17 protein-coding genes and 3 pseudogenes are annotated in these 23,700 nt (G+C 39.3%); 13 read left to right on the top strand and 7 right to left on the bottom strand.

Going from position 1 to position 23,700, the window contains the following annotated elements; genetic code table 11:
• Positions 1-69 precede the first annotated feature (69 nt).
• From QK255_RS12305 to QK255_RS12290, 4 genes and pseudogenes are all read right to left on the bottom strand, one after another.
• Positions 70-1,038, bottom strand: a complete 969-nt coding sequence (locus QK255_RS12305) for a biotin--[acetyl-CoA-carboxylase] ligase (RefSeq protein ID WP_002329792.1) — start codon at positions 1,036-1,038, stop codon at positions 70-72.
• Between the two features lie 156 nt (positions 1,039-1,194).
• Positions 1,195-2,001 carry an ABC transporter ATP-binding protein gene (locus tag QK255_RS12300; protein ID WP_002336172.1) on the bottom strand — a complete coding sequence of 269 codons (807 nt, stop codon included), beginning with the start codon at positions 1,999-2,001 and terminating at the stop codon, positions 1,195-1,197.
• Entirely contained in the window at positions 1,998-2,903 is a 906-nt protein-coding gene (locus QK255_RS12295) for an ABC transporter permease (RefSeq protein WP_002329794.1), read from the bottom strand. Before QK255_RS12295 ends, QK255_RS12300 begins: the two co-directional genes overlap by 4 nt.
• A gap of 17 nt (positions 2,904-2,920) precedes the next feature.
• Positions 2,921-3,889, bottom strand: a pseudogene (locus tag QK255_RS12290) (ABC transporter substrate-binding protein).
• 726 nt (positions 3,890-4,615) lie between these two features.
• Here QK255_RS12290 and rpoB point away from each other — a divergent pair.
• Positions 4,616-8,233: a DNA-directed RNA polymerase subunit beta gene (gene rpoB, locus QK255_RS12285; RefSeq protein WP_002310550.1), complete on the top strand. Its 3,618-nt coding sequence runs from the start codon at positions 4,616-4,618 to the stop codon at positions 8,231-8,233.
• Between the two features lie 78 nt (positions 8,234-8,311).
• The gene (gene rpoC / locus QK255_RS12280) at positions 8,312-11,965 is read left to right on the top strand and encodes a DNA-directed RNA polymerase subunit beta' (RefSeq protein ID WP_002329796.1); all 3,654 of its coding nucleotides are present in this window, start codon (positions 8,312-8,314) and stop codon (positions 11,963-11,965) included.
• A 219-nt stretch (positions 11,966-12,184) separates the two neighbouring features.
• On the opposite strand, the gene QK255_RS12275 is transcribed toward rpoC, so the two are convergent.
• Entirely contained in the window at positions 12,185-13,339 is a 1,155-nt protein-coding gene (locus tag QK255_RS12275; protein WP_002329797.1) for a hypothetical protein, read from the bottom strand.
• A 288-nt stretch (positions 13,340-13,627) separates the two neighbouring features.
• On the opposite strand from QK255_RS12275, the gene msrA reads away from it, so the two are divergent.
• Positions 13,628-14,155, top strand: coding sequence for a peptide-methionine (S)-S-oxide reductase MsrA (gene msrA / locus QK255_RS12270; RefSeq protein WP_002329798.1), 528 nt, complete (start codon positions 13,628-13,630; stop codon positions 14,153-14,155).
• Between the two features lie 71 nt (positions 14,156-14,226).
• Here msrA and QK255_RS12265 read toward each other — a convergent pair whose 3' ends face one another.
• Positions 14,227-14,913: a prepilin peptidase gene (locus QK255_RS12265; protein WP_002342325.1), complete on the bottom strand. Its 687-nt coding sequence runs from the start codon at positions 14,911-14,913 to the stop codon at positions 14,227-14,229.
• Between the two features lie 79 nt (positions 14,914-14,992).
• Between QK255_RS12265 and QK255_RS12260 the strand changes: the two genes are divergently transcribed.
• From QK255_RS12260 to rpsI, 4 genes are all read left to right on the top strand, one after another.
• Positions 14,993-16,531 carry a gluconokinase gene (locus QK255_RS12260; RefSeq protein WP_002329800.1) on the top strand — a complete coding sequence of 513 codons (1,539 nt, stop codon included), beginning with the start codon at positions 14,993-14,995 and terminating at the stop codon, positions 16,529-16,531.
• Between the two features lie 119 nt (positions 16,532-16,650).
• On the top strand, positions 16,651-17,118 hold the full coding sequence (locus tag QK255_RS12255; RefSeq protein ID WP_002310545.1) for a Dps family protein: 468 nt from the start codon (positions 16,651-16,653) through the stop codon (positions 17,116-17,118).
• A gap of 282 nt (positions 17,119-17,400) precedes the next feature.
• The gene (gene rplM, locus QK255_RS12250; RefSeq protein WP_002323724.1) at positions 17,401-17,829 is read left to right on the top strand and encodes a 50S ribosomal protein L13; all 429 of its coding nucleotides are present in this window, start codon (positions 17,401-17,403) and stop codon (positions 17,827-17,829) included.
• 15 nt (positions 17,830-17,844) lie between these two features.
• Positions 17,845-18,237: a 30S ribosomal protein S9 gene (gene rpsI / locus QK255_RS12245; protein WP_002287505.1), complete on the top strand. Its 393-nt coding sequence runs from the start codon at positions 17,845-17,847 to the stop codon at positions 18,235-18,237.
• A gap of 196 nt (positions 18,238-18,433) precedes the next feature.
• Here the strand turns inward: rpsI and QK255_RS12240 are convergent, their stop codons facing one another.
• A complete protein-coding gene (locus tag QK255_RS12240) occupies positions 18,434-18,751 on the bottom strand; it encodes a hypothetical protein (RefSeq protein ID WP_002329802.1) in 318 nt (105 codons plus the stop codon).
• Positions 18,752-18,857: 106 nt separating this feature from the next.
• Here QK255_RS12240 and QK255_RS12235 point away from each other — a divergent pair, with 106 nt between their 5' ends.
• The 6 genes and pseudogenes from QK255_RS12235 (at position 18,858) to QK255_RS12210 (ending at position 23,678) form a co-directional block, all read left to right on the top strand.
• Positions 18,858-19,088, top strand: coding sequence for a helix-turn-helix domain-containing protein (locus QK255_RS12235; RefSeq protein ID WP_002342327.1), 231 nt, complete (start codon positions 18,858-18,860; stop codon positions 19,086-19,088).
• Between the two features lie 62 nt (positions 19,089-19,150).
• A pseudogene (locus tag QK255_RS13375) lies at positions 19,151-20,578 on the top strand (LA2681 family HEPN domain-containing protein); the annotation flags it as partial.
• Positions 20,579-20,596: 18 nt separating this feature from the next.
• Positions 20,597-20,767: pseudogene (locus tag QK255_RS12225) on the top strand (ATP-binding protein); the annotation flags it as partial.
• A 211-nt stretch (positions 20,768-20,978) separates the two neighbouring features.
• Positions 20,979-22,901, top strand: a complete 1,923-nt coding sequence (locus QK255_RS12220; protein ID WP_002329805.1) for a BglG family transcription antiterminator — start codon at positions 20,979-20,981, stop codon at positions 22,899-22,901.
• A complete protein-coding gene (locus QK255_RS12215; protein ID WP_002302514.1) occupies positions 22,902-23,348 on the top strand; it encodes a PTS sugar transporter subunit IIA in 447 nt (148 codons plus the stop codon). It begins immediately after the preceding gene.
• A gap of 15 nt (positions 23,349-23,363) precedes the next feature.
• Positions 23,364-23,678 carry a PTS fructose transporter subunit IIB gene (locus QK255_RS12210; protein ID WP_002302516.1) on the top strand — a complete coding sequence of 105 codons (315 nt, stop codon included), beginning with the start codon at positions 23,364-23,366 and terminating at the stop codon, positions 23,676-23,678.
• Positions 23,679-23,700 lie beyond the last annotated feature (22 nt).

Below are 23,700 nucleotides of genomic sequence, written 5' to 3'. Positions count from 1 at the left end.
AGTCGTTTGAAGAGAACTCAGAAAAAAGGACACTGTATGAGATCAGGTGTCCTTTTGTGAAATCTGCTATTATTGCGTACGGATAGATGTGAGACTGATTTCGCCAGAAGACAAACTCATTTCCTGTTCATTTGTTTGGACGATCAGTTCGCCATGATCACCGATTTCTTTTGCAAGACCGACATAAGTCGTTCCTTTCTGATTGAACGACACGGTTTTTCCCAATACGAATGATTTTTCTTTATAGAAGTCCAATGCTTTTTTCGGTTGAGAAAGATAGGTGAACAATTTCTGCCAGATTTTGCTGATTAGCTGATTCCTTGTGATACTCGCTTGTCCATCAGGAAAGACAGAGGTGGCTTTTTCTTGGAGATCAGCTGGAAAATGATTTTGAGGAACAGAAAAATTCAGCCCGATCCCGATGATGATATGACTGATCCTGCCGCTTTCCATATCACTGACTGCTTCAGATAAAATCCCACAGACTTTTTTTCCATCCATGTAGATGTCATTGACCCATTTGATCGAAGCAGAACGACCGGTAACAGATTCAATGGCTTTCACACAGGCACTGGCTGCGATGATCGTATATTGAGGCAGTTCATCAAACCGTTTGTCTGGATGGAGTAAGAGACTCATGTAGATTCCTCGTCCAGGTTCGGCAAAAAAAGGTCGTCCAAAACGTCCACGAGCTTGTTCTTGTGTATCAGCAACAAATAACTTCGAAACAGAATCTCCGTGAGCTGCTGCCAATTTGGCATCTTTCATCGTAGATTCAGAAGTCAACATCGTTTGTACCTTCAAATCGGGAATAAAAGACCGTAGCTCTTGCTGGATTTCTTTTGCATCTAGTACGTCAGAGGGCAGGTAACGATACCCTGTAGGCCCGTGCTCAAAACGATAGCCTGCCTTTTCCAATTCTTTGATGGCTTTCCAAATACTTGTCCGGGAAACTTCCAGTTGCTGTGCTAACTTTTCTCCGGAAAGAAAATCTGGTGTCTCTTTCAATAAATGAAGTACTTTGTCTTTTGTTGTCATGGCACCAAGCTCCTTTCTCATCCATTCTATCAGGAAGAAGGAGAGAACAAAATAGTTTTCGAAGAAACAACGGTTGATACATAAAGCAAAAACGAAAGAAGAAAAGAGAAAAAAGAAGAGGGTGGGCGTTCATTTTTTGTCCCAGCCTCGTTCTGATTATGAAGATAAAAGTACTTGATCGTCTTTCAATGTCGTGCCGCTGTTTTGTTTGAACAACGCCAATAGTTGAGGTACTGTGAGCTGCTGTTTTTCCTCTTGCTGGATATCGACGACGATCCTTCCTTGATGAAGCATGATCAGTCGATTTCCATAGCGGATCGCGTCTTCCATGTCATGTGTGACCATGAAAGCAGTGAGATTCTGCTCGGTGATCAGCTTTTCTGTCAAGTCCATGACAGTTTTGGAAGTAGCCGGGTCAAGCGCTGCGGTGTGTTCATCTAATAAGATCAGTTCTGGACGCTGTAATGTGGCCATTAACAGCGTGATGGCTTGACGTTGTCCCCCAGACAGCAAACCGATTTCTGAGGATAAACGATTTTCCAAACCCAAATTCAGCCGAGCCAGCTGTTCTTTGAAAAATTTTCGGTCTTGCGGTTTGACACCACGGAAGAAGCCGCGCTTTTTTCCTCGTTTCATAGCAAGAGCAAGATTTTCTTCTACCGTTAAACGAACGGCTGTCCCTAGTTTAGGATCTTGGAATACGCGACTGATGGATTTCGAACGTTCGACAACGGATTTTTTCGTGATATTTTTTCCATTCAATAAAATCTGTCCCTGATCGACAGAAAATGTACCGGCGATGCTGTTCAGCAAAGTAGATTTACCAGCCCCATTTCCGCCGATGATCGTCACGAAGTCGCCGGGTTCTAAGGAAAGATTAATCCCTTTCAGGACATAGTTTTCGTTGATCGTTCCTTTTTCAAAGGTATGATGGAGATTTTCCAATGTTAAGACGTCATTCATTTGACACTACCGCCTTTCTTCTTTTGAGATAAATGGAATTTTTGCTGAATCTGCGGGAAAGAAAGACAGATCACTAGCACGAAAGCAGAAGCAAGTTTCGAATCACTTGGTTCAACATTCAGTTCGAAGACTAACGCTAAAATAAAGCGGTAAATGACCGCACCTAAAACGACAGTCAAGAGACGGAGCAATAGTGGCTGGTTACGTAACAAAACTTCTGCGATGATAATAGAAGCTAGTCCAATCACGATCGTTCCAATACCAGAATTCAAATCAGCAAAGCCGTTGTTTTGCGCAAGCAAGGAGCCAGAAAGAGCAATGCATCCATTAGAGATCATATAACCGATGATCTTCATATTATCGGTGTTGATCCCGTTTGCTTCGCTCATTGCCAGATTATCGCCAGTTGCACGAATGGCAAGACCTGTTTCTGTACGTAAGAACAAAACAAGTAAACATACAACGATCAAAGCAAAAAGCAGACCGACGATCAGTACAGCGTTGTCTTTTGTTATGCCGAATGACTCGACCCAATGAAAGATCGTTGGCTGACCCAATAAAGAGATGTTCGGCGCACCCATCACACGGGATGTGACAGAGTATAAACCAGTCATGGTGATGATCCCTGCAAGAAGGGCGGGGATTTTTAATTTTGTGTGAAGCAGTCCGGAAACAAGCCCTGCTGCCGCACCCCCTAAAAAGCCTAGAAGACAAGCTGTCAATGGGTGATAGCCATTTGTAATACTTACTGCCGCGATCCCTGCGCCTAAAGGAAAGCTTCCTTCAGCAGTCAAGTCGGCAATGTCCAAGATACGGAAAGTGATATACACACCAATCGCAAGCAGGGCCCATAAGACCCCTTGCGATGCAGATGATAAGAAAAGAGAGAGCAGATTTGTCATGAGAATCCTCCTGTGTTTTATTCAGCTTCTTTGATGCTGTCTGGATTGATACCTAATGCTTTGGCCATGTCTTTATTGACATACAGTTCCAAATCATTTGCTGTTTCGACAGGAAGTTCACTTGGCTTCTTGCCGTCTAAGATTTTTGCTGCCATGATCCCCGTTTGTTTGCCCAAGCTTTCGTAGTCGATCCCTACTGTTGCTAGACCGCCGTCTTTGACTTGATCAACTGCGCCAGCAACGACAGGTGTTTTTGTTTCTTTTGCGACTTCACCGACAACACTTGCCGCACTTGCGAACGTGTTATCAGTAGGAATATAGATTCCGTCTACATCTTTAGCTAGACTTTTCGTCACTTGTTGGACATCATTTGTGGAATTTGCTGTCAGTACTTTGACTTTGACGCCCGCTTTTTTCAATTCTTTTTCTGCCAAATCAGCTTGGATCTTAGAGTTTGCTTCATCGTTGTTATACATGATGCCGATTGTTTTGGCGTCTGGCACGATAGTTAACAGTAAGCCGATTTGTTTTTCGATTGGCACCATATCTGTCGTGCCAGTCACATTGCCGCCAGGTTTTTCATTGGATGTGACTAAATGAGCTTGTTCCAAGTCTGTGACCGCTGTGACAGTCATCGGGATAGTGGTTGTTTCATTTAATAAAGATTGTGCTGCTGGGGTGGCGATCCCAAGTAGCAAATCAGGATCTTCTTTGACGAGCTTCTCACTCATGCTTTTCAGGTTGTCTTGATTGTTTTGGGCATTTTGATAATCGATTGTTAGATTATCGCCTTCTTTATACCCTTCTTCTGCTAATCCTTCTTTGAATCCTTTATAGGCAGCGTCTAACGAGTTATGTTGTACAAGTTGCAATACGCCAATTGTTTTTTGTCCATCTGATGCCTCTGCGGAATTGTCTTTTTGTGCGCAACCTCCTCAAGCTAGTAGCAGAGCAGCGCCTAATCCAATTAATATGTTTTTTTTCATTTCTTTTTCCTCCTTAATTTTGGGAAACAAAAAATCCATTCAGACAAAATGTCCAAATGGATTGAAAAGTCGGAAAATAAATTGAAAAGTAGAATGCTTGATACTTTTACTTTGTATTTTCACTGCTCAGCCACTTAGCATTTTGTCTACGTGGCTTTTTGCTGCAATACAAAGTTCTTTAGCCATCATAGATACAAACTGTCGTTTAACGTTTGTATCCATCATGATGAATACAAACCTATCTAAAGTAGCTAAAGTAAAAGTTATTCAGTTGTGTTGGTACGATTTGCTTGATATTGGTTCGCATAGAAGTTCCTCCACAAAATGAATTTTCTAAAGTATAACCGAGAAAAAATGGTCTGTCAATTAAGAATTGTCAGATAATTGAAAACATAAAATTGAAAACATTAAGAAAATATTGCGAAAAAGCAGAAGAAACGCCAGGAAGTGTTGACTTTTATAGAAAATAAGTGTAGTATATGAAGTTGCAAAAACTATCTGATGAAGAAAAGGCAGAAACGAAATATTGTCCGTTTCGGCTTTAATATAAGGAAACAAAAGTAGAAGCTCACGAAGTTAGGTTTCAAGAGAATGTTCTATTTTTGGTTTTTTTTTGCCTAAAAGCCGCAAAAAATGTCTGTTGTTGCCTAAAAATAATATTTGAAATATTATTGTAACAATTGATCGGGTAGTCTTTTTGAATGACATTTTAGAGGGGTGAAGAGCTTGGCTGGACACGTAGTAAAATACGGAAAACATCGCGAACGTAGAAGTTTCGCAAGAATCAGTGAAGTGTTGGAATTACCAAATTTGATCGAAATTCAAACAGACTCTTACCAATGGTTCTTAGATGAGGGACTTAGAGAAATGTTTGAAGACATTTTGCCAATCGATGACTTCAATGGCAATCTATCTTTGGAATTTGTAGATTATGAATTGAAAGAACCAAAGTATACAGTAGCAGAAGCTCGTGCGCATGATGCAAACTACTCTGCACCATTACATGTAACATTGCGTTTGACAAACCGCGAGACTGGCGAAATCAAAGCACAAGAAGTATTCTTCGGTGATTTCCCATTAATGACAGAACAAGGAACATTCATCATCAACGGGGCAGAGCGAGTAATCGTTTCTCAGTTAGTCCGTTCACCAGGTGTCTATTTCCATGGAAAAGTCGATAAAAACGGAAAAGAAGGATTCGGTTCTACTGTTATCCCTAACCGTGGCGCTTGGCTAGAGATGGAAACTGATGCAAAAGACATCTCTTATGTACGTATCGACCGTACACGTAAGATTCCTTTAACCGTATTAGTTCGTGCGTTAGGATTTGGTTCCGATGATACGATCTTTGAAATCTTCGGCGACAGCGAAACATTACGCAATACAGTCGAAAAAGACTTGCATAAAAACGCAAGCGACTCAAGAACAGAAGAAGGTTTGAAAGACGTTTACGAACGTTTGCGTCCAGGCGAACCAAAAACAGCAGACAGCTCACGTAACTTGCTGAATGCTCGTTTCTTCGATCCAAAACGTTACGACTTAGCAAACGTTGGTCGTTACAAAGTAAACAAAAAATTAGATTTGAAAACACGTCTATTGAATCTGACATTAGCTGAAACATTAGTTGATCCAGAAACAGGCGAGATCATCGTTGAAAAAGGAACAGTTCTGACTCACCAAGTCATGGAAACATTAGCTCCTTTTATTGATAACGGTCTAAATTCAGTGACTTACTATCCATCAGAAGATGGTGTGGTCACAGATCCAATGACTGTCCAAGTCATCAAAGTATTTTCACCAAGAGATCCTGAACGTGAAGTGAACGTGATCGGAAACGGCTATCCAGAAGCAGCTGTAAAAACAGTTCGTCCAGCCGACATCATTGCTTCAATGAGCTATTTCTTGAACTTGATGGAAGGTATCGGCAATGTCGATGATATCGACCACTTAGGAAATCGTCGTATCCGTTCAGTCGGTGAACTTTTACAAAACCAATTCCGTATCGGGCTAGCACGTATGGAACGTGTGGTTCGTGAAAGAATGTCGATCCAAGATACTGAAACATTGACACCTCAACAATTGATCAATATCCGTCCAGTTGTGGCAAGTATCAAAGAATTCTTTGGTTCTTCTCAGTTGTCACAGTTCATGGATCAAACAAATCCTCTTGGCGAATTGACACACAAACGTCGTCTTTCAGCCTTAGGACCTGGCGGATTGACTCGTGACCGTGCCGGTTATGAAGTTCGTGACGTTCACTACTCCCACTATGGCCGTATGTGTCCGATCGAAACTCCTGAAGGCCCAAACATCGGGTTGATCAATAGTTTGTCCAGTTATGCGAAAGTAAATAAATTCGGATTTATCGAAACACCTTATCGTCGTGTAGACCGCGAAACAGGTCGGGTTACTGACCAAATCGACTACTTGACAGCAGATATCGAAGACCATTACATCGTAGCCCAAGCAAACAGCCCATTGAATGAAGATGGAACATTTGCTCAAGACGTTGTTATGGCGCGTGCTCAAAGTGAAAACTTAGAAGTATCTATTGATAAAGTAGACTACATGGACGTATCACCTAAACAAGTAGTTGCCGTTGCGACAGCATGTATTCCTTTCTTGGAAAACGATGACTCCAACCGTGCCTTGATGGGTGCCAACATGCAGCGTCAAGCAGTGCCGTTGATCAATCCTCAAGCACCATGGGTTGGTACTGGTATGGAATACAAATCAGCGCATGACTCAGGAGCTGCTTTGTTATGTAAACATGACGGTGTCGTTGAATACGTTGATGCTTCTGAAATCCGTGTACGCCGCGACAACGGTGCATTAGATAAATACGATGTGACAAAATTCCGTCGTTCAAACTCCGGAACAAGCTACAACCAACGTCCAATCGTTCATTTGGGTGAGAAAGTCGAAAAAGGAGATACTCTGGCAGACGGACCATCTATGGAACAAGGCGAAATGGCTCTAGGTCAAAACGTTTTAGTTGGTTTCATGACTTGGGAAGGGTACAACTATGAAGATGCGATCATCATGAGCCGTCGTTTGGTAAAAGATGACGTATACACTTCTATTCATATTGAAGAATATGAATCAGAAGCCCGCGATACAAAATTAGGACCTGAAGAAATCACACGCGAAATCCCTAATGTCGGGGAAGACGCATTGAAAGATTTAGACGAAATGGGTATTATCCGTATCGGTGCAGAAGTCCAAGATGGCGATTTGCTTGTAGGGAAAGTCACGCCAAAAGGGGTAACAGAATTATCTGCAGAAGAACGTCTATTGCATGCGATCTTTGGCGAAAAAGCTCGTGAAGTCCGCGATACATCATTACGTGTACCGCATGGCGGCGGCGGGATCGTTCACGATGTGAAAATCTTTACTCGTGAAGCTGGAGATGAATTGTCACCAGGCGTAAACATGTTAGTTCGTGTTTATATCGTTCAAAAACGTAAAATCCATGAAGGGGATAAAATGGCCGGTCGTCACGGAAATAAAGGGGTTGTATCCCGTATTATGCCGGAAGAAGATATGCCATTCCTACCTGACGGAACACCAATCGATATCATGCTGAATCCTTTAGGGGTGCCTTCACGTATGAACATCGGACAAGTATTGGAATTACACTTGGGTATGGCTGCACGTCAGTTAGGTATCCACGTAGCAACGCCAGTATTCGATGGTGCAAGTGATGAAGACGTATGGGAAACAGTTCGTGAAGCCGGTATGGCCAGCGATGCGAAAACTGTTCTGTACGACGGACGTACAGGTGAACCATTTGACGGACGTGTGTCTGTCGGTGTGATGTACATGATCAAACTTGCTCACATGGTCGATGACAAATTGCATGCACGTTCAATAGGACCTTACTCATTGGTTACACAACAACCATTGGGAGGTAAAGCTCAATTTGGTGGACAACGTTTTGGTGAAATGGAAGTATGGGCACTGGAAGCTTACGGTGCGGCTTATACTTTACAAGAAATCTTGACATACAAATCAGATGACGTAGTCGGACGTGTGAAAACATACGAAGCAATCGTCAAAGGTGAACCAATTCCAAAACCAGGTGTACCGGAATCCTTCCGCGTATTGGTGAAAGAATTGCAATCACTAGGTCTGGACATGCGTGTCTTGGATATCGAAGAGACAGAGATCGAACTTCGCGACATGGACGATGAAGACGACGATTTGATCACTGTTGATGCTTTGACAAAATTTGCCGAACAGCAAACTGCCAAAGAATTAGAAAAGAAAGCTGCTGAACAAGTGGAAGATGAAAGAGACGATGTCATCCAAAACTTTGAAACCGCAGAAGATAATTTAGACTAATCCGGTCTATGAGCTGCAAGGCGGTCGAAGATCAGCCGTCTTGCGGTTTGCCATTAAATGAAATGGAGGGAACCCCTTTTGATCGATGTAAATAAATTCGAAAGTATGCAAATAGGTTTGGCTTCTCCCGAAAAAATCAGAAGCTGGTCTTACGGTGAAGTAAAAAAACCTGAGACGATTAACTATCGTACCTTAAAACCTGAACGCGAAGGGTTGTTCTGTGAGCGGATTTTTGGTCCTACAAAAGACTGGGAATGTGCCTGCGGAAAATACAAACGTATCCGTTATAAAGGAATCGTTTGTGATCGATGCGGAGTGGAAGTGACTCGTTCGAAAGTTCGCCGTGAACGCATGGGACATATTGAATTAGCAGCTCCTGTTTCACATATCTGGTACTTTAAAGGGATTCCTTCACGTATGGGACTTGTATTAGACATGAGCCCACGCGCTTTGGAAGAAATCATTTATTTTGCTTCATATGTGGTTATCGAACCAGGAAACACGAATTTAGAGAAAAAACAATTGTTGACAGAACGCGAATATCGCGAAAAACGTGAACAATATGGACAAGAGTTCCAAGCTGCTATGGGTGCAGAAGCGATCAAACAATTACTTGATAATGTTGATCTAGATGCAGAAGCAGCCGAATTGAAAGAAGAATTGAAATCTGCACAAGGACAAAAACGTACACGTGCGATCCGCCGTTTGGATATTTTAGAAGCATTCCGCGCTTCAGGAAATCAACCAAGCTGGATGGTTATGGATGTTATCCCTGTTATTCCACCAGATTTGCGCCCAATGGTTCAATTAGAAGGTGGACGTTTTGCAACAAGTGACTTGAATGATCTTTACCGTCGTGTCATCAACCGTAATAACCGTTTGAAACGTTTATTAGACTTGAACGCACCTGGAATCATCGTTCAAAACGAAAAACGCATGTTGCAAGAAGCAGTAGATGCATTGATCGATAACGGTCGTCGCGGACGTCCAGTAACTGGACCAGGTAACCGCCCATTGAAATCTCTTTCTCATATGTTGAAAGGGAAACAAGGTCGTTTCCGTCAAAACTTGCTAGGTAAACGTGTGGACTACTCCGGTCGTTCCGTTATCGTTGTTGGACCTTTCTTGAAGATGTACCAATGTGGACTTCCAAAAGAAATGGCCATCGAATTATTCAAACCATTCGTGATGCGTGAGCTTGTTCAACGTGAACTAGCTTCAAACATCAAAAATGCGAAACGTAAAATCGAACGTCAAGAAGACGAAGTATGGGATGTCTTAGAAGACGTAATCAAGGAACACCCAGTATTGCTGAACCGGGCACCTACGCTTCACCGACTTGGTATCCAAGCATTCGAACCAGTTTTAGTACAAGGACGCGCAATCCGTTTGCATCCACTTGTATGTGAAGCTTATAATGCCGATTTCGATGGAGACCAAATGGCTGTCCACGTGCCATTGAATGAAGAAGCACAAGCAGAAGCACGTATGTTGATGTTAGCTGCTCAAAACATCTTGAATCCTAAAGATGGTAAACCAGTTGTTACTCCTTCTCAAGATATGGTTCTAGGTAACTACTACTTGACAATGGAAGAAGAAGGACGCGAAGGCGAAGGAATGGTCTTCAGAGATCAAAACGAAGCTGTTATCGCATGGCGCAACGGATACGTTCATTTACATTCACGTATCGGTGTGAACCCTAACTCATTAGGTGAAAAACCATTTACTGAATGGCAAAAAGAACGTACGATGATCACAACAGTTGGTAAGATCATTTTCAACGAGATCATGCCTCCTGAATTCCCTTATCTGAATGAACCAACAGACTTCAACTTGACCGTCCAAACACCGGACAAATACTTTGTTGAAGCTGGTACGGATATTCCTGCACATATCAAAGAGCAAGAATTAGTATTACCGTTCAAGAAGAAAAACTTAGGGAACATCATCGCAGAAGTCTTCAAACGATTCAAAGTAACAGAAACTTCTAAGATGCTTGACCGTATGAAAGACTTAGGGTACAAACATTCAACACATGCCGGTATCACAGTAGGGATCGCTGACATCAGTGTACTGAATGAAAAACAAGAAATTATTGAAAATGCCCATAAACAAGTTGAAACTATTACAAAACAATTCCGTCGTGGTCTGATTACAGATGACGAGCGTTATGAACGTGTCATTGCTGTTTGGAACGCTGCAAAAGACAGCATCCAACAAAAACTGATGGAAGGTTTGGAAGCGAAAAACCCAATCTTCATGATGTCTGATTCTGGAGCTCGTGGGAACATTTCCAACTTTACACAGCTTGCCGGAATGCGTGGTTTGATGGCCGCTCCTAATGGTCGAATCATGGAATTGCCAATCATTTCAAACTTCCGTGAAGGACTATCTGTCTTGGAAATGTTTATCTCAACTCACGGGGCTCGTAAAGGGATGACCGATACAGCCTTGAAGACTGCCGATTCAGGTTACTTGACTCGTCGTCTGGTTGATGTGGCTCAAGATGTAATCATTCGTGAAGAAGATTGCGGTACTGACCGAGGTCTTGAGATCCAAGCAATCCGTGAAGGAAATGAAATCATCGAATCATTAGAAGATCGTTTAGTGGGACGTTACACTCGTAAAGAAGTACGTCATCCTGAAACAAATGAATTGATCATCGCAGGAAACCAATTGATTTCCGAAGACATCTCAAAACAAATCGTTGATGCAGGTGTCGAAACAGTGACGATCCGTTCTGTCTTCACATGTAATACAAAACATGGTGTCTGCAAACATTGTTACGGACGCAACCTTGCAACTGGCTCTGACGTTGAAGTCGGCGAAGCAGTTGGTACGATCGCCGCTCAATCAATCGGTGAACCTGGTACTCAGTTGACGATGCGTACATTCCATACGGGTGGGGTTGCCGGAGACGATATCACTCAAGGTCTTCCTCGTGTCCAAGAAATCTTTGAAGCACGTAATCCGAAAGGGCAAGCAGTGATCACAGAAGTAACAGGGGATGTCATCGATATCTCAGAAGATCCTGCAACACGTACCAAAGAAGTAACAATCAAAGGAAAAACAGATACACGTACGTATACTGTTCCTTATACAGCACGTATGAAAGTAGCAGAAGGCGATATGATCCACCGTGGTGCACCATTGACAGAAGGATCAATCGATCCAAAACAATTGTTGCAAGTCCGCGATGTATTATCTGTTGAAAACTACTTGCTTCGTGAAGTACAACGTGTTTACCGTATGCAAGGGGTAGAAATCGGCGACAAGCATATCGAAGTAATGGTTCGTCAAATGCTGCGTAAAGTTCGTGTAATGGATCCAGGAGATACAGATATCTTGCCAGGTACATTATTAGACATCGCAGACTTTAAAGATCAAAACTACAATACGCTAGTCTCAGGAGGCGTTCCTGCAACTTCTCGACCAGTCTTGCTAGGTATCACAAAAGCATCATTAGAAACAAATAGTTTCTTATCTGCTGCATCATTCCAAGAAACAACTCGTGTCTTGACGGATGCTGCGATCCGCGGTAAGAAAGATCCTCTTCTTGGTTTGAAAGAAAATGTTATTATCGGTAAGATCATCCCAGCTGGTACTGGTATGCAACGTTACCGTGACATGGAACCAAAAGAAGTCGGTGTAGCAAGTGAAAATGTCTACAGTATTTCAGATATTGAAGCGCAAATGGCTGCAGAAGACGCAATGAACAATCAAACAAAATAGAGGTTGTGACAGAAGTTACTTCTGGAACATCGTGTATAAGAGGTTGTGAAATCAGCGTTTTGACCTGAGTATTAGAGAAATAAACGAAAAAATAGTTCCTCATATTTTGCCGTTTGTTGAGCTAATACCGACGGTCAGCTGATTGAACACCGTTTATTCGGAAAAAGGGAGTGTGACAAGTTTTTTGTCACACTCCCTTTTTTGCTTATATGAAGTAGTTTACCTCTCATCTGTTTGGTTAGAAGAAAGAGTAGGAGATGATCTTGAAGCTACAGGTTTTGCTATGTCAGCTAACTGTTTACTGCGTTTCACTTTTTGTTTTATTTCTTTTACTGTAGTTAGGGATACGCCAAAAAATGTTGCCACATGTTTTTGTTTAGTATAGGGTATTGTTAATGCTTCTTCGATTTGATTACGTAATTTTTGTGGTATCCTTTGATTTTTTTCTCTGGAAATTTTTCCGAATTTCCCATGAAAAAGCTGATGGGTCATTTTTTCATCATAGTCTTCTTCAAAATGTTTTTGGTATATATTATTTACTGTAAAGTTAGACACGCCAAAAAATGCGGCAATCTGCCTTTGACTAAGATTAGGCAATGTTAATGCATGTGTGATCTGTTCGCGTAATTTCTGTGATAAACCCCTTTTTTCTCTTTTTCTGGAAATTTCGCCGAATTCCTTGTATAAGACTTGATATGTATGATTTTGAGCATCACCTTCTGCAAGTTGTTTGAGGTATATATTGCTTACTAAACATGAGGATACGCCAAAAAATGTGGCAATTTGACTTTGTTTAATATCAGGCATTGTTAATGCGTGTTCGATTTGATTACGCAATTCTTGTGATAGTCTTTTATTCTTTCCTTCTCTAGAAGGAATAGGACCAAATGTCTCATACAAAAGCTGATAAGCGTTATTTCCATCATTTCCTTCTACTAGATTGCTCGTTTTTTGTCCATCCACAACAAAGGAAGGTCCTGGCTCAGTAGGCGAGATGGGTTCTTCGTTCGTTTGTTGATGGAAGATTGGATCGGGCAATGGTTCATCAATAAATTGTCGCTCCTCTCTTGTGAGAGACTCGTGCTCCATTAAGTTATGGAAACGATAACCTTCCCCAAAGATGTCAATAGGTGGAGATGAAAATGACTCCTCAAATGGCGAATGTTCAGGTGAATTTGGAATAACTGAAGCTAGTTCATTAACGAGTTGCTTCTCATCTTCTAGGAGAGTTAGAGCATCATCCTTTGAATGAGAATCAAATTCGTGGGAAGTTACAGGGGGCGTTTTTATTTTTTTGTTCGCTTTAGTTAATAGTTCATCAAATGCAATAAAGTCAGTGGATGTATCTGAATGTTTTCTTTTTGCTTTAGGCATAGTTATCCCTCCGATAACATGGATTTGTTTATTCGCATGAAAAAATAAAGGTACATAATTTTGGAATAAGCATACCATATAAAACTTATACACAACGTGGCTGAAAAGACAACTTTTTCTTGCCTGTGGAAAAAATAGTTTAATACAAACCTTATAGTTATCCACAACCAATTAAAAGAGAAGGAAAATGAAGAAAAATCTGCTAAAATACCGGGAGGGGGTAAAAACAAGCAAAATAATTTTAATTATCTATAAAACAGGTATGATGAGAAAAAAGGGGGATTTTATATGACAAAAAAAGCAGTTTTCGCAGGCGGATGCTTTTGGTGTATGGTCAAACCATTTGAAGAGCAGCCAGGGATCATTTCTGTGACATCCGGTTATACAGGCGGGCATGTACCAAATCCAACTTACGAACAAGTAACAACAGGCACAACAGGGCATACAGAAGCCGTAGAGATCGAATATGACCCAGAAGTTATTTCTTATGATCAGTTGGTGGAAATCTATTGGCAGCAAACCGATCCGACTGACGCGTTAGGACAGTTCGCTGATCGTGGTGATTCTTATCGACCAGTGATCTACTATAGTGATGAAGAAGAACGAAACATTGCAGAGCGTTCAAAACAAGCATTGCAAGACAGCGGGCGATTCGATAAGCCGATCGTGACAAAAATCGAACCAAGAAGCGAATTTTATCCTGCAGAAGATTACCATCAGGATTATTACAAGAAAAACAAGCTCCATTACAATCTTTATCGAGAAGGTTCTGGACGTGCCGGTTTCATTCGTCGACATTGGGGCGGCAAAAAATAAGAAGCCGAAAAAGCTACTTCTGGAACACCGTATATCAGAGGTTGTGACAAGTCGTTTGTCACAACCTTTTTTCAATACCTAAAATGAAGGACGATCAGCAAGGCACTACTCAAAAAAGGAATGAAAGGCAGCTTTTCCAACTTTTTTTTATGACAGATAAAGTAAACAGAAAAAAAGGATATTCCAAACAGGCTAGCCAGAAACAAGACCCGAAGCAACTCTTCCAGAGGCAAGCCCCCACTCCAAGAAAGCACCAACAGAGTATCGCCAGCTCCGAGATAGGATTGACCATAGCGAAGGCATACAACGCCTACGATGAACGTTAACAACATACTGTGCCATTGGAAAACGCCGGCCTGCAACCAAAAAATCCATAAGACAGCCCAGGAGCAGAATAGCGTGTGAGAATGGACCATGAAGTAAAACAAGTCTATCAACGAAAATAGCAAAGCCGAAAGCACCCAAATGAACGTCGAAAAATTTCTTGCGGAAGAAAAAGTAAAGAACCAGACAAAAAGACCACCACATAAGACTTCTGCCAGCAAATAGTAGAAGGGCAACCGACACCGGCAATAGCGGCAGCGAAAACGTTGGACGATGATCGAGAGAATCGGAATCAATTCATACCAAGAAAGCGAACGACAGCATTTGACACAATGGGATCTAGGATAAATAATAGAGTGACCTAACGGAATCCGCTGGGCGGTTAAACATAAAAATGACCCAATACAGCAACCAATGATAAAATAAAGTAACACGCCATCTCCCCCTTTTCAAAACCAAGATACGCAAGCTTAAACTAAATTTTTGTACATACATAAAATTTGAGGTGAAAAAATGAACGTTTCAATCGGATTAGATATCGGAACCACACAAACCAAAGCAGTTGCTTTCACAGATGAAGCCCAAGAAGCAGCATCCGCTTATTTTCGCTACCCTTTGATCCAAGAAACACAAGGGATGGCAGAACAAGATCAGGAATTGATCTTTCAAGGCGTCTGCACCGTTATAAAAGAAGTAATTAAACAGTTGCCTTCAGACACGACCATTCAATTTGTCTCCTTCTCCTCTGCGATGCATAGCCTGATATTGTTGGATGAAGAGAAAACACCGTTATCTCGAATGATCACTTGGGCAGATAACCGAGCAGCGGACGAAGCAGAAAAACTGAAATATACCGTGCTTGGCAAAGAATTTTATCGGCAGACTGGGACACCGATCCATCCAATGACACCATTGAACAAAATCAAGTGGCTGCAAAACAGCCAACCTGAATTATTCAAAAAAACTGCTTATTTTGCCGGTATCAAAGACTATATCTTTTATAGATTGTTTGGCGAACTCATCAGCGATTACGGAACAGCTTCAGGAACTGGATACTTTGACATCCATGAATTCCAATGGGCAGAAGAAGTGCTTGACTACTTGGGCATTCGAACAGAACAATTGCCGCAAGTGTTTCCTTCCACCTATCAAGTAACAGGTCTACCGTCAGAAACAGCAGCAGAACTAGGTTTGCCAAATGATATATCATTTGTTTTGGGAGGGGCAGACGGGCCGCTTTCTAATCTAGGGTTAGGCGCTTTTGGTGATACGATTGCCGCTTTGACTGTAGGAACGAGCGGAGCACTTCGTTTTATTACTACTCAGCCTCAGTTCCATCCAGAAATGGAGACGTTTTGTTATGTTCTGGATCAGAAACATTGGGTAGTGGGAGGAGCGACTAGCAATGGTGCTGGCATCTTTGATTGGGCAGGGCACACATTTTTACAGGAAGTCGTTCAATCTGCTAAAGAAAAAGGCGAAAATCCATATGATGCACTGCTTTCGGCTATTGCTTTTGTGCCAGCAGGTGCCAATGGTCTGATTTTTCATCCCTATTTGCTTGGCGAGCGAGCACCGCTTTGGGACGCAGATGCGTTTGGCAGTTTTATCGGCTTGCAGCGGCAACATACAGAAAAAGAAATGATGAAGGCGATTCTAGAAGGGATCTGTCTCAACCTTTATCGAATTTTAAAAGGAGTTTGCCAAGAAAATCAGCTCACAGAGATCCGTGCTACAGGCGGTTTTGCTCAATCTCCGATTTTTCGTCAGATGATGGCTGATGTACTGGGTTACCCGCTTGTTTTCCCTACTGTCACAGAAGCATCCGCATTAGGAGCTGTGATTTTAGGCTGGCGAAGCATCGGAAAGATTCAAAGTATCAGTGAAGCACAGGAATTGATAGAATTGAAAGCGCAAGTCGGAGTACAAGAAAACGATCATAAAAAATATCAGAAAATCTATCCATTATTTGTTTCGACACAAAAGCATTTAGCACAGACTTATCAGCAATTTGCTGAACTGCGAGAAGAATTAGCTGATTCTGAAAAATGATTGGCTTTACGGATAAAAAAGCGAAATGAAAATCGTTCTCAGGTAAAGGATTTTGTTGTACTTTTCATTGAAAGTCTACTATTATTTTAAGTGTAAGAAAATGTTAGGAGGCAAGAAAGATGAAATTCCAACAAACCAAAGAAGTATTAAATCAATTAGTTGCAGATCTAAGCCAAATGTCTGTTGTTGTTCACCAAACACATTGGTACATGAGAGGACCAGGTTTCCTTACATTGCACCCAATGATGGATGAGTTCATGGACGATTTGAACGCTCAGTTAGATGAAGTATCCGAACGCTTGATCACATTAGACGGTTCACCTTATTCTACATTACGTGAATTTGCAGATAACACGAAAATCCCTGATGAAGTAGGACGTTGGGACCGCACGATTCCTGAACGTTTGGAAACACTTGTTGCAGGCTACCGTTATCTAGCAGATCTTTACCAAAAAGGAATCGAAGTTTCTGGAGAAGAAGGCGACGATCCAACACAAGATATCTTTATCGAATTCAAAACAGCCACAGAAAAACGTATCTGGATGATCCAAGCTCATCTAGGCAAAGCGCCAGAGATCGACGCGTAAAAACTTTGTTGAACTTGACCGAAAAAAGGACGCAGAACTTGATAGTTCAGCGTCCTTTTTGTTTTTCATTTTGGCAGGAAACGACCCTTTTATATAAAAGAAAGAAAAAGAAGTAAAGTTTCATATAAATTTTTCAATCAAGCAGAAAAACGTTGACATTGACTAGATTAGCGGGTAATATGTTAAATGGTATTGTTTGCCCCACAAAGAGCCCCGGAAACTCGAAGTGTATGTCAAACATCAGAACTTAAATTGGAGGAAAATAACGTGCGTACAACATATATGGCCAAACCAGGCGAAGTAGAACGTAAATGGTATGTAGTAGACGCAACTGATGTTCCATTGGGACGTCTTTCAACAGTTGTTGCATCTGTACTACGTGGTAAAAATAAACCAACTTTCACACCTCATTTGGATACTGGCGATTTCGTCATCGTCATCAATGCAGACAAAGTGAAATTAACAGGTAAAAAAGCGACTGACAAAATTTATTACCGTCACAGCAACTACCCAGGAGGATTGAAATCAATCACTGCTGGCGAATTGCGTGCTAAAAATTCTCGTCGTTTGATCGAAACTTCTGTAAAAGGTATGCTTCCTAAAAACACTTTAGGCCGCAAACAATTTACAAAATTGAACGTATACGGTGGAGCAGAACATCCACATGCAGCACAACAACCAGAAGTTTTAGACATCACAAACTTAATCTAATAGGAGGGAATTTCATTGGCACAAGTTCAATATATCGGCACAGGCCGTCGTAAAAACGCAGTTGCTCGCGTACGTCTAGTACCAGGAACTGGTAAAATTACTGTAAATAAAAAAGATGTTGAAGAATACATTCCACATGCTGACTTGCGTGAAGTAATCAATCAACCTTTCGCTGTTACTGAAACAAAAGGCGCATATGACGTATTTGTTAACGTAAACGGCGGAGGATACGCTGGACAATCAGGAGCTATCCGTCATGGTATCGCTCGTGCATTGCTAGAAGTTGATCCTGACTTCCGTTTAGCGCTTAAACGTGCTGGCTTGCTTACACGTGACGCACGTATGGTCGAACGTAAAAAACCAGGTCTTAAAAAAGCTCGTAAAGCATCACAATTCTCAAAACGTTAATTGCGATTATCGTTCGAGTTCACGAGTTACGAGAATCGTACTGGGCGAAGCAATGCTGAGCGCAGTTACCTTGATCCTAACTTTTCTGGCACTTTCCAAGTTTTGGAAAGTGTCTTTTTTTTGTGTGTTTTTAGGTGCAAATAAATGAGATGAATATTGAAACGAAATAGTCAAAAAAAAATACTTTTTAGCTACCTCATTTTTCATAAATTTTAACCTTTTCTCTAGTTTTTAACTTTTCAAGCTGTTTTTCTAAACTCTCAGTACGTTGTAGAAAGTCATTGAGAAAGATTTTGAATATTTGGGCATTTGCATGGTATTTCTGAATAATATTTTTCTTATTAATTGGTTCTTTTTCACAATCGAAAAATTTGTTTAATACCTCTAGTATTGATGACCATGATTGAAGTTGCTCAAGCGTTATTTCTAGCGCATTGATATCTTGTTGAGTAATGGTTTTAATCGGTTGATTCTTCTTTGTCAGTAATTCTTTATTTTCATTTTTCGATGTCATAAGGGTACCTCCTGCTATTTTATAAAACCCATGTCTATTTGAACAACAATCTAAAATTATTATACTATACCATGTTTATATAGACAACACGGGGGAGGAAATATAAATGAACGAAAATGAAGGTGGTAGAAAAGTGGAAGTGCTAATCAACGATTTATTAGCAGAACGACAAATATCTTTAAGAGAGCTCGCAAGATTATCGGGAATTGAGCCATCAAATTTAAGCAATTTGGCAAATGGAAAAAGACAGAAAATTTATTTAGAACACATTGAAAGAATCGCGGATGCGTTAGAGATTGATGATATATCAGAGATTATTAGGATAGTAGAGAAATAGCATCTTATCTTAAGGAGGAGGTTTAAATCGGAAATTGGTGGGAAAATCAGAAATTACGAATTATGCAATTAGAATGCGATCAAGCTCTTGATTCTGGAGATATTGATAAATCTCTAAAATTGAGTGAAATTTGTTTTAATTTAGGTCATGAAGAAGAACTAGACACGATGATAAAAGCCAGTTATTTATATTGTTCAGCTACTAGTTTAATGGATATTTTGCCCAAAAATGAAAATATAGACACTAAAGAGCAAACTTATGAACGGTGTCTTTATTTATATAGAACAGCAAAAGATTTATGTTTGTTAGGCTATGATGAATTGATAATGGACGATGAATCTTCTATAATTTCAAAAACTTATATAGACGGACTCTTTCTACAACTAACTGTTAATTATGGAAACATACTTTCTCAGTGTGGTAGATATGTAAAATCAATTAATAATTTGAATGAAGTTTTAGAAATGAACTTTCCTATGGCAGTTGGAAATTTAGCTTTAAAAATAGTAGACTATTCTTATTTTGATGAGAGCCATAGGCATATTATGTTTTGTTATGCATTTCATTTACTGGAAAGTGTTTTAGATGAGAAAGTAACGTTTCCTGAAAAGGAAATGGCACAGGTACTTTTCTATAAATATTTAAATGGGATTAAAAGTAGTGTCAGTTTAGATTATTTAAAGATTGATTTTTCTTTAACGGACTTTTTAGAACCTATAGAGAATATGTCTGAGGAAGAAGAGAACTATAGATCATGGGTTGGGGCTAATGGAGTAGCACTCAATCAATTGAATGATCTTTTTTTGGAAATGGAAGTTGGCTATGATCCATTACACTTACCTGGAATAGTAGAAGATATAGATAATACGTGGTTTCCGAGGTATCATGGTATTTTTAATCAAATTAAACAAGAATATGTATCTGCAAGATTTTGGATTTATGAAGGATTGACTGATAGAACGCTACATTATTCTGATAAGGATGTATATTTAGTGGATACTCTTGACTACCCAGTATATGGAATAGGAATTGAAAAAGTAAAAGCTGCGTATCGAAGCATATATTCAATATTTGATAAACTTGCTTATTTTCTAAATAAGTACTTAAAATTGGGCATATCCGATGATGTTATTAGTTTTGTAAATCTATGGTACAAAGATGTGAGAAATCAAAAAAGGAGGAAGGAAATCCAAAAAATTCAAAGAGAAAATTATGCTTTGAATGGGTTGTGGTGGATATACAAAGATTTAAGAAACAAAACAGTGTATGGTGATAAACATATTGATCCAGTATTAAAAAAAATATCTGGTGTAAGGAATGCTATGGAGCATAGGTATCTAAAAATTTTAGACTATTACGAGTTAAATTTAAATAAAGAAAGTAGCAGATTAGATGAATTTGCCTATAATATTAGCTTTAATGATTTTGAAGAGCTAACTATTGAGTTGTTAAAGTTAGCAAGAGAAGCTATAATTCAATTGATTATGATTATCAAGATTGAAGAGAGTAAAAAAGTTTTCCAGCGTTTTTATACAGAAAATACCAGCCGCACAAATACGGAATCTAGCGGAATCGGGCTTTACCTGTCAAAAAAATTGGTGGAAGGAATGAGAGGAGAGATGACCGCTAAATTAGACGGGGGCATCTTCTCCATCTCCGTCAAGTTGCGGAGGGTTTAATTATACAAGATTAGTGAGAACTAGTAGAAAAATGTATTATCTTATATATATTTAATAGAGAAAAAAGCCTGTGATATAAATATTGCAGGCTTTTTTATTGATTTGAAATAATCAAGAATATTAGAAACTTCTACATTAATCAAGAACTTTCTTCTGTATGAAAATAGAGATAATAATTGTACACTTAAGCTGTATTCAGGAGGTGAAGATAATGGGCATCGAATTTAGCGAACGGCAAATGAAAATACTATACTTTTTGATTGAAAATGAGCACACAACTTACAAAGAATTATCAGAACAATTATATGTATCTACGAAAACAATTAGCAAAGATATTTTAATTTTGAAAGAAATAATCCAAAAAATGCCAGATGTACAAATGTTGGTCCAACCTAAAAAAGGCGTTTCGCTTATTGGAAAAAAAGAAACACTTCGAAATTTATTATCCAGTTATAAAATCAATATCGCAGACTCTCCGGAGGACCGTCTAACTTATGTGTTTGCTAAATTATTGAATACTAATGATTCTCTAAAGATTCAAAATCTTGCTGACGAATTATACGTGAGCAGGTCGACGGTAGAAAGCACAATGAAAGATGTTAGAAAAAGACTAAACAAGCATGGGATGTCCTTAGTTTCAGATCGAAATGGCGTGCGCATCAAAGCTGATGAAAAAAGTAAAAGAAGGTTGATGTCAGAAGTTGTGAACTATTATTGGGGTGGCTTTACAGCATCTAACAGTAAAACAGATCTCTTAGACTTGAATATTAATTTCATTGGTGAAGCAAATAATTTCTTAAATAAGGACATATTGAAAAAAGTAGCCGAATTGCTTAATCGATACATGAATAAGACACAATTGAAATTTACAGATTATGAATTTCAAACTTTAGCTATCCACCTTGCTATTGCGATAGAAAGGATTGAAACAAGCAATTTCTTATCACGTAGTAATAATTCTGAAGAAGAAATCTCAGAGAACACACTTATTTTAATCAAAATGATTGAAAAAGCATTTTCAATTATTGTGCCAATAGATGAACAAGCTTATGTTGACATCCACATTACTTCGATTGAAAAAAATGCTATGAATCACGACTTAGATCAAACGAAGCTTTCCTATTTAGATATGGGTGTTGAGCTACAAGAGCTAGTAAGAACTAAATTAAATGAATTTTATCCTGATGAAGAATTGATCAATAATCTAGTATTACATCTCAATGCAGCAGTTAAAAGACTCAAATTGGGAGTAAATATCTATAATCCTTATACGGACAAAATCAAATATTCTTTTAAAAGGTCATTTATGATAAGTGTGGATTTATTAGAGGAAATCGAAGAGAGATTCTGTATACATTTCAATGAAGATGAAATCGCTTACGTAACACTCCATGTTCAATCACTTTTGGATCGTTACAAACCTGACAAAACGAAAGTGATATTAGTTTGTAGTAGCGGATATGGAACATCAAAATTATTAGAGCAAAGAATAAATAACGGTTTTGCAGATATGGTTGAGATAAAAGATGTACTAAGCATCAATGAACTACAAGATCGAAAAGTCACTGATGAACTTGTTATAAGCACGATTCCGATTGAAAATACAAATTTTCCTGTTATTGTTGTTAGTCCTTTGATGTTAGGGGCAGATGTCAGAAAAGTAAAACAGTATCTACAGTTAAATGAACAAACAGAAGATGCTTTTCTAAATTTATTAGATAAACGATTTTGCTTTTTTACCCACCAAATAAAGGATAATCAAGTGAACGTTTTAAATATAATTACCAAAAAATTGGTAAAAGAAAATTACGCGAAAGAAGGGATACTAGAGGGAGCAATCAAAAGAGAAAAACTATCTTCAACAGCGATGAATGATTTTGCTATGCCGCATATCGAAGTAGATTTTATAAAAAAACCAGTAATCTGTGTCTACGTTAATCCAGAAGGAATTGATTGGGATGGGACACTTGTTCATTCTGTTTTCTTTTTTGCACTTAATGAAAAAGTAAAACCTGAATTGAATAAAATTTATGAAACATTCAATGAAATCGCTTCGAATCATGAGTTATTAGCAAATTTAAAAACGAGTTCGTCGTTTGAAAAATTAGTTTATATATTGAAAGAAGGCTTATAAATGATCAGTGAAAAAATCAATATAAATAATATAGTGATAGATTTAAATGCATCTGATAAAAAAAGTGTAGTCGAAAAATTATCGAAATTGTTAGAGACTAATGGGTTTGTGTCTGACCACAAACAATTTCAAAAAGACGTATTTGACAGAGAAAACCATATGACCACAGGAATTGGGAAAAATATCGCCATTCCTCATGGCAAAAGCCTAGCAGTAATTGAATCAACAGTGGCTGTAGCCAAGTTAAAGCGGTCTGTTGAATGGGGTGCATTAGATGATCAACCAGTTGATCTCGTCTTTTTGTTAGCAATAAAAGACACTGATAAAGGTACTAATCATTTACGTATTTTAGCAGAATTATCTGGAAGATTGATGGATGACGAGTTTGTTAAAAGAATAAAAGATTCGAGAAATAAAAAAGAATTGGTAAAAGCTCTATCATTTTAAAAGGAGGAATTTCATATGACAAAAATAGTAGCAGTAACAGCATGTATCGCAGGGATTGCCCATACTTATATGGCAAAAGCTAATTTAGAAAAGTTTGCGAAGAAGAAAGGGTTAGATATTAAAGTAGAAACACAGGGGGCTATGGGGATAGAAAACAAACTTTCAATTTCGGATGTTTCCGAGGCAGATGTTGTCATATTTGCAGTAGATACAAATGTTTCAGAACGAGGTCGCTTTGATGGTAAACCGATTTTAACAGTAGGAACCTCAGAGGTAGTAAAAGATGGTGAAGAGACGATTGATGAAGCAATTGCATTAATTAACAAATAAAAAATGTATCGTGGGGGAGTTA

It is taken from the genome of Enterococcus sp. ZQ21 (genome assembly GCF_030053755.1).
Classification (GTDB): Bacteria; Bacillota; Bacilli; order Lactobacillales; family Enterococcaceae; genus Enterococcus_B; species Enterococcus_B lactis.
The sequence above is the reverse complement of the archived record's forward strand: the minus strand, read 5'-3'. Positions and strand labels throughout refer to the sequence as shown.